This is a genomic window from Flavobacterium aquidurense (genome assembly GCF_002217195.1).
GTDB lineage: Bacteria > Bacteroidota > Bacteroidia > Flavobacteriales > Flavobacteriaceae > Flavobacterium > Flavobacterium frigidimaris.
This window is the reverse complement of the sequence record NZ_MUGR01000026.1, coordinates 152,525-169,670: the sequence shown is the minus strand read 5'-3', so window position 1 is coordinate 169,670 and position 17,146 is coordinate 152,525. Positions and strand designations below refer to the sequence as shown.

Annotated in this window: 8 protein-coding genes; 6 read left to right on the top strand and 2 right to left on the bottom strand. The window is 39.2% G+C overall.

Annotated features, from left to right (window positions below; all coding sequences use genetic code 11):
• Nucleotides 1-4: 4 nt before the first annotated feature.
• Nucleotides 5-4,384: a CusA/CzcA family heavy metal efflux RND transporter gene (locus B0A67_RS14595; RefSeq protein WP_072954259.1), complete on the bottom strand. Its 4,380-nt coding sequence runs from the start codon at nucleotides 4,382-4,384 to the stop codon at nucleotides 5-7.
• Between the two features lie 86 nt (nucleotides 4,385-4,470).
• On the bottom strand, nucleotides 4,471-4,764 hold the full coding sequence (locus B0A67_RS14590; RefSeq protein ID WP_242670968.1) for a hypothetical protein: 294 nt from the start codon (nucleotides 4,762-4,764) through the stop codon (nucleotides 4,471-4,473).
• Nucleotides 4,765-5,636: 872 nt separating this feature from the next.
• On the opposite strand from B0A67_RS14590, the gene B0A67_RS14585 reads away from it, so the two are divergent.
• The 6 genes from B0A67_RS14585 to B0A67_RS14560 all read left to right on the top strand — a co-directional run bounded on the left by B0A67_RS14585 (nucleotide 5,637) and on the right by B0A67_RS14560 (nucleotide 17,137).
• Complete coding sequence (locus tag B0A67_RS14585; protein WP_084074419.1) at nucleotides 5,637-6,176, top strand: phage tail protein; 540 nt, start codon at nucleotides 5,637-5,639, stop codon at nucleotides 6,174-6,176.
• Between the two features lie 47 nt (nucleotides 6,177-6,223).
• The gene (locus tag B0A67_RS14580; RefSeq protein ID WP_207557344.1) at nucleotides 6,224-6,763 is read left to right on the top strand and encodes a phage tail protein; all 540 of its coding nucleotides are present in this window, start codon (nucleotides 6,224-6,226) and stop codon (nucleotides 6,761-6,763) included.
• Between the two features lie 15 nt (nucleotides 6,764-6,778).
• Entirely contained in the window at nucleotides 6,779-7,318 is a 540-nt protein-coding gene (locus B0A67_RS14575) for a phage tail protein (protein ID WP_084074425.1), read from the top strand.
• Between the two features lie 66 nt (nucleotides 7,319-7,384).
• Nucleotides 7,385-8,515, top strand: coding sequence for a type 1 periplasmic-binding domain-containing protein (locus tag B0A67_RS14570; protein ID WP_123887413.1), 1,131 nt, complete (start codon nucleotides 7,385-7,387; stop codon nucleotides 8,513-8,515).
• Nucleotides 8,512-9,450, top strand: a complete 939-nt coding sequence (locus B0A67_RS14565; RefSeq protein WP_084074427.1) for a formyltransferase family protein — start codon at nucleotides 8,512-8,514, stop codon at nucleotides 9,448-9,450. The genes B0A67_RS14570 and B0A67_RS14565 overlap by 4 nt, the downstream gene beginning before the upstream one ends.
• Nucleotides 9,451-9,466: 16 nt before the next feature.
• Nucleotides 9,467-17,137, top strand: a complete 7,671-nt coding sequence (locus B0A67_RS14560; RefSeq protein ID WP_072953937.1) for a T9SS type A sorting domain-containing protein — start codon at nucleotides 9,467-9,469, stop codon at nucleotides 17,135-17,137.
• The last annotated feature ends 9 nt before the right edge of the window (nucleotides 17,138-17,146 follow it).

Below are 17,146 nucleotides of genomic sequence, written 5' to 3'. Positions count from 1 at the left end.
TCTATTATAAATTATTAAGGGTTTGCAGGTTTATGATCGCTTTGTTGTAATCATTAATCCTGTCCAGATATTCATTTTTGATCGTAATGGCCTGATTGACTACCAAAACCCATTGCAGATAATCGATATCTCCGTTCTCCAGCTGGCTGTTGGCCGCATCGATAATAACCGAAGCATTTTTGAGTCCCTCATTTTCATAATAATTCAGGCTTTCTTTATATTTTTCAACTTCACTTACAGCATTTGCAAGTTCAGTAGTCATTTCGATTTTTGTCGTCTCCGCCATCATTTTATAATTTTCATATTCAATTTTGGCTGCTTTATTGCGTGATGACTGGCTCGAAAAGAACAAAGGCACAGCTAATCCCAGATTTACATAACTGAACCTGTGACTGCTGTCATAATAAACTTCTTGTCCGGCTGAACTGGTTTGCGCTCCAATAATACTCAGATTGTTGTATCCTACAGTAATGTCCGGCATCATTTTGGCCTGTTCACTTTTCCATTTCCACTTAGCGGCTTCGGCTTCATGATTCGAAAGTTTGATCTGAGGGAGTTCAGCTGTATTTGCTTTTTCGTTTAACGAAATACTAAAATCATTTTTGATATTTACTGCTGACGGAACGTGAATAATACTATCCTGAAGCACGGTATTAAATGATTTCAGCGTAATGGCAATGTCTTTATTGACCATTGTAAGCTGATTGGTATAAAATTGTCGTGCTGATTGCGAAGCGCTTTTCTCCAATACATTGGTTTCACCTGCTTTGTAACGCAAATCTGATTTTTGTTCCATCAGCCTGTAAATAGAATCGGCGTAAGCCAATAATTCTTTTTTACTGTTGAGCCAGATGTAAGAGTAAAACAAGTTTCTCACATTCGACTTAATCTGCTGTGCCGTTAATTGTGATACCGCTTTTGCCGCATTATAGTTTTCCTGCAAAGCTTTTTTCTGATGGCTGTAGAGTGTTGGAAAAGCAAAAGTCTGGCTCACGCCAAAACGCGTATCATTGATACCACTGTTAAACTGTCCATAATCTGCATCTAAAGCCAACTTAGGAATATCATACGCTGATTTTTGCAATTGTTCTTTTGATTGTTCGTTCAGTCGGGCTGATTTTACCCTTTTATTATTCTGAATGGCTATTGATAACGATTCATCCAGAGATATTGAAGTTTGTTGTGCCTGAGTTGAAGCTGTAATCAATAAAGCAACAAGCAATAAAGTCAGTTTATCCATTTTATGTTTTTTAATTTTTTTCGAAAACACCTTTGTGTGATACGTCATTAAATAAATCGCCGGAAGTACAAACAAAGTCAGTAAAGTAGCTGTGATCAGTCCGCCAATTACGACAGTTGCAAGCGGACGCTGAACCTCTGCTCCTGCTCCGTTACTCAAAGCCATTGGCAGAAATCCTAAAGAAGCCACAGCAGCCGTCATCAATACGGGACGTAACCTGTTTTTGGTTCCTGTAATAATAATTTGGAGCGGGTCTGTAATTTCACCCTGTTTCTGTATTCGGTTGAATTCGGATATTAAAACAATACCATTCAATACGGCGACGCCAAACAGCGCAATAAAACCAACACCGGCAGAAATACTAAAAGGCATATCGCGTAAGGCTAGTCCAAAAACACCACCAATTGCAGATAACGGAATTGCGGTAAAAATGATAATGCCTTCTTTAAAGGATCTAAAAGCAAAATACAATAACGCCAGAATCATGAATAAAGCTGCGGGAACGGCAACACCCAAACGTGATTTTGCCTGCTGCAGGTTTTCGAAAGTACCGCCATACGTAATATAATATCCGGGATCGAATTTGATCTGGCTGTTGACCTTTTTCTGTAATTCTTCGACAATAGATTCTACATCACGTCCTCTGACATTAAAACCAACAATAATCCTTCTTTTAGCATCTTCACGCTGAATCTGATTAGGGCCTTCGACTTCTTTTACAGATGCGACCTGATACAGCGGAATCTGCATTCCGGAACGTGTCGAAATTAACAGATTACGAACATCAGAGATGTCTTTTCGTCCGCTCGCTTCAACCCTTACCACCATATCAAAGCGTTTTTCGCCTTCGTAAATACTTCCTGCCACAGCTCCGGCAAAAGCAGCATTTACGGTTTGGTTGATATCTGAAACATAAATCCCGTATTTCGCCATTTCGGCCCAATCATAATCGATCACGATTTGAGGCATTCCCGTTACTTTTTCTACATAAAGATCTGTAGCACCTTCGACGGTTTTACTTATTGCACCCAATTGCTCTGCGTATTGCGCCAATTTATTAAGGTCTTCTCCATAAATTTTGCAAACTAAATCCTGTTTGGCTCCGGTCATCAATTCATTAAAACGCATTTGCACCGGAAACTGAAAACCAGTTGTCACTCCCGGAGCGACTTCTTTTACCGTTTCGGTCATTTTATCAGCAAGTTCCGGAAACGAAGAAGCACTTGTCCATTCTGATTTGTCCTTTAGAACAATAATCATATCACCGCCTTCAATAGGCATTGGATCTGTCGGGATTTCGGCACTACCAATTCTCGAAACTACTTTTTCTACTTCCGGATATTTATTCTTTAACGCTGATGAAATTTTCTGAATTGTTTCTGTTGTCGTCGAAAGATTGGTTCCTAACAATAAACGGGTTTCTACCGCAAAATCTCCTTCCTCAAGTTGTGGAATAAACTCACCTCCCATTCGGCTGAATAAAAGCAGGGCAATCCCAAAGAGAACCAATGCCGAAACAATAATCCCTTTTCTAAACTGTAATGCTTTTGCCAGCCATTTTTCATAATAAACTTCTAGTTTTGCCATAACCCGATCAGAAAAATTGGGTTTGTGACTTACTTTTTTACTAATAAATAATGAACTCACCATAGGTACATAGGTAAGCGATAAAATGAAAGCGCCTAAAATTGCAAAGGCAACAGTTTGTGCCATTGGTTTGAACATTTTACCTTCTATTCCTTCTAATGATAATATTGGCAGGTATACGATCAGGATAATAATTTGTCCAAATACAGCCGCATTCATCATTCGGCCTGCAGAACCTGTTACTTCTTTATCCATTTCTTCCTGCGAAATATTTTCGATTCCTTTGTATTTTTTGGCACTGTGAAGATGATGTAATATGGCCTCGACAATAATAACAGCTCCATCGACTATTAAACCAAAATCAAGAGCGCCGAGACTCATCAGGTTTCCGCTCACGCCAAAGGTGTTCATCATAATAATAGCAAACAGCATCGCTAACGGAATCACGGAAGCCACGATAAATCCCGCTCGTAGATTGCCCAGAAAAAGTACCAAAACCAGAACCACAATCAAGGCCCCTTCGATCAGGTTTTTCTGCACTGTACCAATCGCATTATCGACCATTTTGGTACGGTCTAAAAACGGTTCAATTTTTAACCCTTTTGGTAAAATCTTTTCGATTTCAGCAACGCGTTTTTTGACATTTACGATAACATTATTGGCATTTTCGCCTTTCAGCATCATGACGATTCCGCCAACAGATTCGCCAATATCATCAGTCGTCAAAGCTCCGTAACGTATGGCCGAAGACATTTTTACCTCAGCAATATCTTTGATCAGGATGGGAGTTCCTGCCTGTGTATTTTTTACAATAATATTCTGGATGTCTTTTATGTTTCGGGTCAAACCAACGCTTCGGATATATAAGACTGTTGGTCCTTTTTCGATATAAGCGCCTCCCGTATTTTCGTTATTACTGCTCAATGCGGTAAAAACCTCTTTTATGGTAAGGTTTTGCGCTTTTAATCTTGACGGATTTACGGCAATTTCATACTGTTTTAGCTTTCCGCCAAAAGTGGCCACATCGGCAATTCCGGGAGTTCCAAGAAGTTGTCTCCGAACTGTCCAGTCCTGGATTGTACGCAGGTCTTCCAGAGAATATTTCGTTTCATAACCCAGCTGCGGTTTCAGGACATATTGATAAATTTCGCCTAATCCGGTAGTGGCAGGCGCCATTTCCGGAATACTCGCATTCTCGGCAATTTCTACTTTCTGCAAACGTTCTGATACTTGCTGACGCGCCCAATACACATCTGTATCATCATCAAAAACAATCGTCACAAGCGAAAGTCCGAAACGGGAAATACTACGGCTTTCCTTCAGCTGTGGGATATTACTAATCGCCTGTTCTATAGGAAAAGTGATTAAACGTTCTACATCTTCTGCGCCCAACGACGGGGCTGTTGTAATAATCTGAACCTGATTATTGGTGATGTCAGGAACGGCATCAATTGGTAAACGGGTAACTTCAAAGACGCCATAGATAATCCAAAGCAAGGTGAAGACACCAATTACCAGTTTATTTTTAACTGAGAACTGAATGATCTTATTGAGCATAATATAATTTAATTTTTTTGAAATAATAATGTCATGGTCAAAACATAAATATGCCTTAACCACAATAAAAATCTTCGAAAATTAAATTATGCTAATGGAGGTCTGAATACTGCAAACAAAGCAGGATTAGAATATAAGTTTGAAGTAAACGGAATGATATCTGACGCTGAAAAATCAGCAACAAAAGGAATATCAAATGTATGTTTTTCTGCCGGAACAAATACAACTTGAAAGGAAGCACTCGAAATATGCTTAAAAGGAAGCTGCATATCACGGTCAGAATCATTATCGTTGATATCTTCTCCCCAATAATGCATCTCGAGAAAATCAATAAAACTTACGTTTTGCCTTTGCTGATGTTCTTTGTAATGCTCAATCAATATTGGCAATTTATAAAATTGCTGAAAGAACCCAATATTGGATACGATTAGAAAAATGAATATGTAGATAATAACTTTTCGCACCTTACAAATTTAGTCGATGTGACAAAATAATCCTTTACTTCAGGAAAGATCTCTCTAAGTTTTGCCATTTTACAGCAATAACCGGATCGATTTTCAATTTAAATGATTAAAACTTATAAAAAAATGAAGTCTTATTAATTTCGCCATTATTTTTTAACCCTAATTTAATTACATTAAAAAGGTTTGCGCTTTTTAATGCAGACTTTTTTTCAGGAATCGTTAAATAGTATAGTCGTAAACCGAATTAAAGCCCGGTTGCTCCTGTTTAGTATTAAATAAGATTTTTACTTTAAAAAAAGTCTGTAGTTCTGATAGTTACGTTATTTTTTTGTAAATTTATTCGTTCAAACAAATAAAGCCCCATCTCTACAAGCCTTAAAAAGATATTCCCACCATTAAATTTTCTATAAATTTTAATTTTTTAAGTGAAAGAGGAGTCTGTTTATTCAGTCAATCCATCTGACACTAAAAAGTAGATTTCATGACAAAAAAAAGCTGTTCTGTAACATCTTTTTCTTGTGATAGGTAATAGATATCTAATTTTAAAATGAAATTAAACAAGCAGCATTAATTAACATACAATACTATTGAGGTATAAAACAAAATGCTAAATCTTCGAAAGGTTTTACTTTTTGAAAGTTTCTGTTTCAAAATCTGAATTATATATAGTCACTCTACAAAAAGCAAATTAGCGTTCTATTAAAAATACTGTAGCGTTCTGTTTTATAAAAAAAATAGTCGTGATCTAAAACTAAATCTAATCATTAACTATTTAAATCAATATAATTATGGAAGGAACAATTGGAGAAATACGTCTAATGGCAGGAAGTTATGCACCCGTCAATTGGGCATTTTGTAATGGTCAGATACTTGCGGTACAAAGCAACACACCATTATTTGCTATTATAGGTACCACATATGGCGGAAATGGCTCCACTACATTTGCACTGCCCAATTTGGGCGGTCGTACAGTTATTGGAAGGGGTCAGGGAGTAGGTTTATCAGATTATGATTTAGGTCAGATATCCGGAACAAATGGGATAACACTAACAAGTTTAGAACTCCCTTCACACACACATGTCTCTTCGGCTTCGATTTCAATTCCCGCTTATTCGGATGCAGGTGATCTTGATACGCCTGCTGGAAACACTCTTGCCGCTAAACCCAATATGTACAGTTCAGCACCAGGTGAAGATGATATGAAACCTACTGCATTCGGTGTAACTGTTGGGCCAATTGGCTCGGGGCAGCAAATCACTATAACTCAACCCACATTGGGCATGAATTACATGATCTGTTTAGTTGGAAATTTTCCTCCCCGCTCATAAACGAACAAACTCAAAAACTATAATTTAAATCTAAAAATATATTAATTATGGAAGGAAATTTAGGAGAAATCCGATTATTTGCCGGAAACTTCCCACCAGCAAATTGGGCTTATTGCGATGGGTCTTCACAAAGTATTGCTAACTATGATGCTCTTTTTGCCATAATAGGTACCACATATGGCGGAGATGGTGTATCAACATTTAATCTTCCTGATCTTCGTGGCCGTGTTCCAGTTGGTGTTGGTCAGGGCATAGGTCTGCCTAATGTTGAACTAGGTCAGATAGGCGGAACAGAAACAACTACCATGACCATAAATCAAATGCCTACACATAGTCATATTGGAACCGGGTCAGTTGCAATAGCTACCGTTAATGCACCAGGAAATACAGGATCACCAACAGGAAATGTTTTAGCCGGTTTAACAAAAGCTTATACCGCAATAGCAGGCGACGATACGCTAAAAACCGCTGCGGCAACGGTTACTCTTACAAATACAGGCAACACTACTCCTTTCAGTATTATACAACCATATCTTTCTACAAATTACATTATTTGTATGCTGGGTATTTTTCCAACTAGAAACTAACTAAAAACAATAATTATGGAAGGAATAATTTCAGAAATTCGATTATTCGCTGGAAATTTTGCACCTAAATTTTGGGCAATTTGTGCGGGTCAAACACTTAATATTAACACTAACGTGGCATTATTCAGTCTTTTAGGGACTACATACGGAGGTAACGGAATTCAAACCTTTCAATTGCCTGATTTTAGAGGACGAATTGCTGCAGGAACAGGTCCTGCGCAAGGAATTACTCAATTTCCATTAGGTGCCAAAACTGGTACAAATACTGTAACGGCAACTCTTTCAAATCTGCCATTGCATACACATGCAGCTCAGGGTTCATTGACATTAAAGGCGTTTGCAGATACAGGAGATACAGGGTCTGCATCAGATGCCAGTCTGGCCTCTTTACCTAATTTTTATTCTACAGCTACACCAGATAGTGCTTTAAAGCCAGTAACAGCTGTAATAACAATAGGACAAACCGGAAATAACCAGCCTATGTCAATTCAACAGCCTTATTTGGGCCTGAATTATATAATATGCCTTCAGGGACTTTTCCCTTCAAGAAACTAACATGAATTACCCATTAGAGTTTCTAATGGGTTGCTTTGTTTTTTTTAAATATCTATTCAATTGCTTATGAAAATAGCTTTACTCCTGCCCCGATCTGTCATTTACCCTTCGATGTCTTTTGACATAATGGATGGATTTAAATCTGCGCTGAAAAAAACAAGCCACGACGAAAAACATGAAATTGTAACTGCCAGTATAGGAGTTGGCGGTAACAATAAGGAAATTTATACTTGTTCTGAACAATTACTCTTAAATGGTACAGATATTATAATTGCTTATATAAACCCTGTTACTGCTGAATTTATACAACCGCTTTTTGAAAGTTCGGGTAAATTACTGATTGTATTAGACAGCGGTTACCACTTTCAAAATTTTGAAAAAAAATTATCTAACGTTTATTTCATTTCATTAGAAGGTAATTTATGCTCACGGGCTATTGTTCGTAAAGCTATCGAAGAAGGTCAAAATAATTTTGTATTTACCTGTTCTTTTTATGATGCAGGATATCGCCCACCCTACACCTATTTGACTGCTGCAGAAGACAAAGGAGCCACTATTAGTTATAACCACATTACTCCTTTGAAACGTTCAGAACTAAACTTAAGTCCATTAGATCAATATATTGAACAGCATAAGGATGTCTCCATATTTACCTCATTTTGCGGAGACATGGCAGAAGATTTCTTTAGAGAATCATCAAAATTAAAAAATATTGCTTCTTCAAAAACATACGGAAGTGGCTTTACAGCCGAAGAATTATGGCTCAATAAAATACCTTATCCAGGATACAACTGGAGCTGTGCAGTTGCATGGTCTTCAGTTACTGACAATAAGGAAAATGTAGATTTTATAGCTACGATGAAAAATATTAAAGAGCAGAAAGCGAATCTCTTTTCTCTTTTAGGATGGGAAGCTGCTTTGTTTATTACAAATTCAGATGGCCAGTCATTAGACAATATTGCTGTTGACTCTCCGAGAGGAAAAGTATACATGAATCCAAACACTGGGTTTTCCGAAGCACCACTATATTACGCTACTGTAACCAAAAATGAAGAAACAGGCAATTGCCTCTTAGAAAATATAACTGAAGTTTCAGACTTGGAGAAAGAACGTGAACGCTTACAATATCATATTCTGGCTGTTCAAGATATACCTTCAAATTCCTGGATTAATTCTTATGCCTGCCTGGAATCATGAGTACTATAAGAGACATAGTGATTTTATGTAATAACAGAATGGCTTTTCCGGCTATACAAACTTTACATAGCCTTGGAAGACTACATTCTATTGGAGTACCTGTAGAAAATGAAGATGTAAAAGCCTTTTGTGCTGTTTTTGCTTCAGACGCAGGAATTAATTTAATAATAATTGAAAAATCGAAACTAAAATTTCAGCTTCAGGAAATCACGGCAATTAAGGATCTTAAATTCATTTTTACAATGACTTTTCCATGGAAAGTCCCTGAAGAACTGATCAGACAACATCCTAATTTGTTTTATAATTTCCACTATGGTCTGTTGCCGGAAATGCGTGGAGCAGATCCTGTTTTTCAATCGATCAAAAAACAAAAAAATGAAACTGGAATTTCTGTTCACGCTATCGAAAAAGAAATTGATAAGGGAAAAATAATCTTGCGAAAAACGCTTCCGCTGCATACAGATTTTACACATGGAATGTTATGCACTCATTTATCGTACCTCGCTTCTTATATTTTGCCAGAAGTATTAACGCTTCTGCATCGTAATGATGAAGGTATGCATCAGGATGAAACAGTAGCGGAATACTATAAAAAACCCACTATTGCTGATGTCAGCATTCAATGGGAACATCAGGATTCAAAATCAATTCAGGCTTTAGTGAATGCATGTAATCCCTGGAATAAAGGAGCTTACACGCATTGGAATGGTTTAAATGTACGAATAGTAGAAGTCTCACAAACGGATACACTGCGCGCAGATCAGCATGCTCCCGGAACTATTTTAGAAATAAATGAAAACAAGGGATTAATCATACAATGTTATAATAATACCCAATTGCGTATCAACACAGTTTATACGGATGAAGGGTTTATGAGTGGGCATAAATTGCTCGCTTTTGGTATCAAAAACGGTGAACAATTTGCCACTTTATAATTTAACTATCTTAATTATGGAACATTTTTACTCTCAAATCAAAAAATTTTTAAATATCGCCCTGTTTTTGGGGATATTTTTACAAAGCTACATTGTGAATTCTCAGACTCTGGCAAACGGTGACCTTATTTTTACCGGCTACGATTCAAATTTCTCACAAACCGATGGTGGTGATGTATTTTCGTTTGTACTTCTTACCTCTATACCTGCAGGGACTGTAATTAATTTTACAGACAGAGGCTATTTTGAAACCTTAACCTGGCAAGTTGTAAGTGGTAACGAAGGATCCATTTCATGGACTAGTGGAACTGCTATTGCGGCAGGAACAGAGGTCATGATAAAAGGTATGACTGCTTCGACTTATAACGTGGCTACTGGTGCTACAACAACAAATGGTACCGTAGTTATTACCGAAGGAACTATGACAAATGGACTAAATTTATCTTTTACGGGAGATCAGGTTATCGCTTTTCAAGGCGGTGCAGGCTCTGTTACCGGAAGCGGAGTTACCCTTATTAGTGGATTACATTATTTTCGTTGTGCTACTGCACCGGGAACCTCTCAGGCAACCTGGGATCCTGATGCCTGTGCCAACGGAACAAATGGCTCTATCAGGCCTCCGGCTCTAATTGCAGGTACAAGTGCATTTTATACAGGAGGTTCTACTCCCAGCGCTGCAAAGTTTAATCTAAGCAGTACTGATCCTATTACTACTATAGCACAAATTAGAACCGCAGTCATGAATCCGGCAAACTGGACACTTTCTGATATTTCACTTACCATGCCATCAGCTGCTCCTTTTTTAGGAACACCACCAGCAATTACTGGTAATCCGCCTAACAGAACGCTTTGTATTGGCGGTACCACTAATTTTCCAATTACGGCAACGAATGCCACTGGTTATCAATGGCAGCAAAATACAGGAAGCGGTTTCGTAAACCTTTCTAATACGGCACCTTATTCCGGCGTAACTTCGGCAACTTTAACCATAACAGGAGTAACGGCAGCTATGAGCGGTTACACCTATAGATGTATTGCAATCGGAACTGGCACAGCTACTTCTAATCCGGCAACATTAACCGTTCCTAATACGATCGTTACTACAACTGCACAAAGCAATGTTACTTGCAATGGCGGAAACAACGGTTCAGCCACCGTATCAGCTTCAGGTGGTTTTGTTCCATATACCTATTCATGGTCATCTTCTGGAGGAACAGCAGCAACTGCAACAAATCTTACTGCAGGAACTTATACAGTTACGGCTACAGATAATATTGGATGTCCTACAACCCATACTGTAACAATAACAGAACCTACATTAGCAGCTTCATCGCCATCAATAACGACCCAGCCTGCTTCTTATTCAGCTTGTACAGGGTCAACTGCTTCATTTACAGTTGCTGCAACAAATACTGCAACTTATCAATGGCAGGTAGACAGCGGCTCTGGATACACCAATATTACCAATGGAGGAGCTAGTCCTAATTACTCCGGATCTAATACTGCAAACCTTAGCATAAGTTCTATTACTTCTGGAATGAATGGCTATTCTTACCGAGTTGTACTTACAAGTTCATGCTCCAATACAATTGCGTCGAATGGTTTGGCACAATTAAATGTAACTTCTTTACCTGTAGCTACAGCAACACCTGCTTCTTCATCAATTTGTAGCGGAACTTCTCCAAATATTGCTTTAACATCAACACCAGGTGGTGCTACATTCTCCTGGACAGTTGTGACAACAAGTGGTACAGTTACTGGTACTTCTGCTAGTTCGGGAACTTCTATCAATCAGACTCTTAGTGGCAATGGTATTGTTACTTATAACGTAACACCCAGCCTTAATAGTTGTCCTGGTACACCGATTACTGTAGTCATTACGGTTAATCCTCTTCCCGCTATAACAGCGCACCCTTCAGCTTCTACCATATGTGCAGGAGCCAATACCACTTTTTCTGTAACTGCTTCGAATGCTACTGGCTATCAATGGCAGGTAGATCAGGGTGCTGGTTTTTCTAATATTTCAAATGGAGCACCTTATTCAGGAGCCACTACAGCTACACTTACTATAACAGGAGCCACTGTTGGACTTAATGGATATGTTTACAGAGCTGTCGCTACAGGTACATGTATACCAAATGCAGTTTCAAACGCTGCCGCACTTACTATTAATTCTGCACCGGGTATTACAGCACAACCTTCTGCCAGTACAATCTGTGCAGGAGCGAATACTACCTTTTCTGCTACAGCTTCTGGTGCTACCGGATATCAATGGCAAGTAGATCAGGGTGCTGGTTTTTCTAATATTGCAAATGGAGCTCCTTACTCTGGAGCAACTACTACAACACTTACTATAACCGGAGCAACTGCTGGATTAAATGGTTATGCTTACAGAGTTGTCGCTACAGGTGGATGTACGCCGGCAGCTGTTTCAAACGCTGCAGCTCTTACCGTAAATTCTGCACCAGCCATTACGACACAACCTAGTAATAGTATTACCTGTTTAGGTACAAATGCTACTTTTACCGTTGCTGCTTCCAATGCTACCGGATATCAATGGCAGGTAAATCAAGGTGCTGGTTTCTTTAATATTCCAAATATTGCTCCTTATTCCGGAGCAACTACAGCAACACTTACCATAACAGGTGTTACTGCCGGTATAAATGGATATGTATACCGAGTTGTAACGACAGGTTTATGTACACCTGCAGCTACATCTTCAGCAAGAACATTAACAATACCTACTATTATTACAGGCGCATCACAAACTAATATTGCTTGTAATGGTGTTGCAACTGGTATTGCAACAGTTAGCCCAACCGGAGGAACAGCTCCTTATACCTTTCTCTGGTCTAACAATGCGACTACTGCTTCTATAAGCGACCTTACAGCGGGAACTTATAGTGTAACGATTAAAGATGCTAACCTATGCGAAAAAATAGAAAATTTCACAATAACTGAACCACCAGTATTAGTAGCATCACAAGGTACAGTAAACAATGTAAGCTGCAATAATGGAACTAATGGTACTGCAACTGTTGTAGCTACAGGAGGTGCTGGTGGCTATACATATTCATGGTCACCTACTGGTGGTAATGCTGCAACTGCATCAGGATTGGCCGCTGGAACTTATACAGTAACCGTAACCGATGCTAATTCATGTCAAAAAACTTTACCTTTTACTATTACTGAACCTGCAGCCTTAGCTGTAACATCTTCGCAAGTTGATATATTATGTAACGGATCTGCAACTGGATCTGCAACTGTAAGTGCAACCGGAGGAACAGGAATAGGAACTTATACCTATTTATGGGCACCATCAGGAGGAACAGCTGCTACTGCTACCGGTTTAATGGCAGGAACGTATACTGTAAAAATCACAGACGCTAACAGCTGCTCAACTACAAAATCAATTACAATAACAGAACCTTTAACCCCATTAACTGCCTCTCAGGGAGCAACTGTTAATGTAAAATGTTATGGAGATACAACCGGATCAGCTACCGTAAATGTAACAGGCGGAACCGGTTCTTACTCTTACTCTTGGTCACCGTCTGGTGGTACAGGAGCTACAGCTTCAGGCTTATCCGCTGGAAATTATACTGTAACCATTTTCGATGATAATGAGTGTATGACATCTCAAAACTTTAGCATCAGCCAGCCTGGAGCAGCACTTTCAGCAAGTACAGCTTCAACAGGAGTTAGTTGTTTTGGTGGGGCTAATGGTACTGCAAGCGTAACGGTATCCGGAGGAACTCCTACTTATACTTACTCATGGGCACCTTCTGGAGGAACTGCAGCTTTTGCTACAGGGCTTTCTGCCGGAAATTATACTTGTACAATTACGGACTCAAAAGGATGTAAATTGATTCAGCCTGTCACTGTTGGTAGTCCTTCTGCATTATCTGCTACAATTACAAAAGTTGATGTTTCTTGTAATGGAGGAACTAACGGATCTGCAACTGTAACTGCTTCTGGCGGAGTTGGAGGATATACTTATTCATGGTCACCTACCGGAGGTAACGCTGCGACTGCATCAGGACTTTCTCAAGGAACTTATACTGTAACTATTCAAGATGGAAATACATGTACTATTACAGCAAGTATTACAATAAATCAACCTGCGTCTTTAACATCGTCAATTAGTAAAACTGATGTATTATGTAATGGCGGAACAACCGGAACTGCTACTGTAGTTCCTTTGGGCGGAAATGGCAATTATACTTATCTATGGTCACCTTCTGGAGGTACTGCAGCAACGGCAACTGGTCTGGCACCTGGAAATTATAGCTGTTTAATTACTGACAATAATGGCTGTTTCGTAACGAATTCCATCAATATTGTTCAACCTGTAGCCCTAAGTGCTACAACAAGCCAAATAAATGCAACCTGTTCATCAGCTGGCCAGGCAGGTGTAACTGTTAGCGGCGGTGTAAACCCTTATTTTTATTCGTGGTCTTCGGGACAAACAAGTGCAATAGCAACGGGATTAGCAGAAGGAAATCACTCTTGTACAATTACAGACGCAAATGGCTGTACAATAACAAAAAACTTTATTATTACAACCACAAATACCTTAACTGCTGCTACAAGTCAAACTGATGTTTTATGTAATGGTACAAACACAGGTTCAGCCAGTGTAGTTGCATCAGGAGCTCCGGGACCTTTTACTTATGTATGGGCACCGTCTGGCGGAAATAGTGATACAGCGAGTAATCTTACAGCTGGTAATTACAGTGTAACAATAACTTCTGGTAATGGATGTTCTATTGTAAAAAACTTTACAATTATAGAACCAACAGCCTTAACAGTTACTCCTTCTCAAACCAATTTATTATGTAATGCTGCGACTACAGGACAAGCTTCTGTAACTGTAACAGGAGGAACCGGAGCATATACTTACTCATGGTTGCCTTCAGGTGGAACTTCTGCAACAGCAACAGGACTTACAGCAGGAACTTATACCGTAACAATTACAGATGCCAACTTATGTCAGGCTACACAAGCATTTACAATTACAGAACCTAATGCTCTTACTGCAACAATTACACCAACACAAGTAAGTTGTAACGGAGGAACAAACGGATCTGCAACTGTTTCTGTAACGGGCGGAACTGGAGCTTACAGCTATGTATGGTCTCCAACTGGCGGAACTGCTGCAACTGCATCAGGACTTGCAGCGGGAACTTATACCGTAACAATTACTGATGCCAATACTTGTAGTACAACTGAAACGGTTACTATTATTGAACCAACTCAGTTAACTGCTTCTATAGGAAATCAAACTGATGTTTCCTGCAACGGAGAAAACAATGGCTCTGCTACTGTGAATGTTACCGGAGGGACAGGCACCTATACTTATGCGTGGTCACCATCTGGCGGAACGGCAGCAACAGCAACAGGACTTAATCCAGGAAATTATACGGTAACTGTAACAGATGCCAATAATTGTACTACATCTCAAAATTTTGTTATAACGGAGCCTGCTCCATTAGTGGTTTCTGCAGGAAGTCAAAATGATGTTTCTTGTAATAGCGAAACCAACGGAACTGCCTCAGTAAATGTAACTGGCGGAACTGGTGCATATACTTATGCCTGGTCACCTTCAGGTGGAACTTCTGCAACAGCAACAGGACTTACCGCAGGAACTTATACCGTAACGGTAACAGATGCTAACTTATGTCAGGCAACACAAAGCTTTATCATAACAGAACCTGTTGCACTTACAGCTTCAATTGCGTCAACAAACGTAAATTGTAACGGTGCTAATAACGGTACTGCAACAGTAACGGCAACCGGAGGAACGGGTTTATATACTTATACATGGTCGCCAACAGGAGGAACTGCTGCAACTGCATCAGGACTTGCGGCGGGAACTTATACCGTAACGGTTACTGATGCCAATACTTGCAGCATAACTGAAACGGTTACTATTACTGAACCTTCTATCCTTGATGTTACGGTTGCACAAACTGATGTAACTTGTATTGGAGCAGCCGATGCTACTGCCACTGTTACTGCAACAGGCGGAGCTGGTAACTACACTTATGTTTGGTCACCGGCTGGAGGAACAAATGCTGCAGCGACTGGACTTACGGCAGGAAATTATTCGGTAACCATTACAGATGCAAACGGATGTCAGGTTACAAAACCTGTAACGATTATAACAATTCCGGATGTAACAGCACCAATTCCTAATATAGCAACTTTACCTGCTATTACGGGTACTTGTTCTGTTGTATCAGCTCAGATTCCTGTGCCGACAGCTACTGACAACTGTGCCGGAATTATAAATGCTACAACAACCGATCCTTTAAGCTACACAAACGCAGGAACGCATACAATCACGTGGACCTATAATGACGGACACGGAAACACTTCAAGTCAAAATCAAACGGTTACTGTAACAGCGTCTCCGTTAGATCAGGTCACTTTTAGCGATGCAATAGCTACTTTTGATGGAAATCTTCATGCAGTACAGGTTGCCAATCTTCCTGCTGGAGCTACAGTAGCGTATTCTATTACGCCAACAGCAAGTACTTTAAATGGTGCTATTAATGCCGGTATTTATACCGTTACTGCAATAGTTTCACCTACAGCAGCTACGCCAAATTGTTCATCAATTACACTTACGGCAAAACTGACTATTAATAAAGCAGCGCAACAGATTACTTTTGGTGCTATACCTGCAAAAATCCTTGGAGCAGTCAACGACTTCAACTTAGAAGCGACTTCGAGTTCAGGTTTACCAATTCGTTATTCTTTTACATACACTTCTGCCCTGCCACCTGCTAATGTTTCGGCAATTGGGTTCGTTAATTTGTTACGATCAGGCGATTTGTTAATTACTGCACATCAGGACGGTAATGATAACTATTTGCCTGCTACTACTGTCGAGCAACTTCTTGTAATCAAAAACAATGATGTAACCGTTAGCAAAATTACACTAGGCAATAAAGTATATCAGAATCCTTCCAAGGACATTAATTATATAATGGGATGTGATGAAAATAATGTATATGTTGCCTTTTTAAACGAAACAGGTGCAACTATTACGCCTTCTGCCAATTTTACGATTACGACGCCTAAACCGGGAATTTATACACAAAATGTTACGGTGACTTCACAAGATGGAACAGTAACTGCTAATTATGCTTTAACTGTAGAAAAACCGTTTGGTTTCTATGATATTGTGCATCAAAAATTCAATAATTTATTGCTTATCAATAACAATCCTCAGACTAACGGAGGTTACGAATTTGTGTCGTACCAATGGTTCAAAAATGGTCAGCTGGTTGGAACTGGCCAATACTATTCGGCAGGAGATGATTTGTCTAATTCGTTAGATTCTTCTGCAGACTTTAGTGTAAAACTGACGACCAAAGACGGAAAAATACTGAGCACTTGTACTTCTAAAATTACCGTACAAAAATCGTTGGCTGCGAAACTTTATCCAAATCCAATTCAGGCAGGAAAAGTTATCACTGTTGAAGCAGATTTCCCTGCAGAAGAATTAGCCAACATGCAGATAAGCCTTTATTCTGTTTCCGGACAATTGGTAAAAACGCTGAAGTCCTCTAAAGTATTAACTGAAATTCAGTTACCTGATGCTGAAAGCAATATGTATATTGTAGTGCTTGAAACTGCCAATATCAAGAAAACACTAAAAGTAATTGTAAATAAATAAAATCTGTCA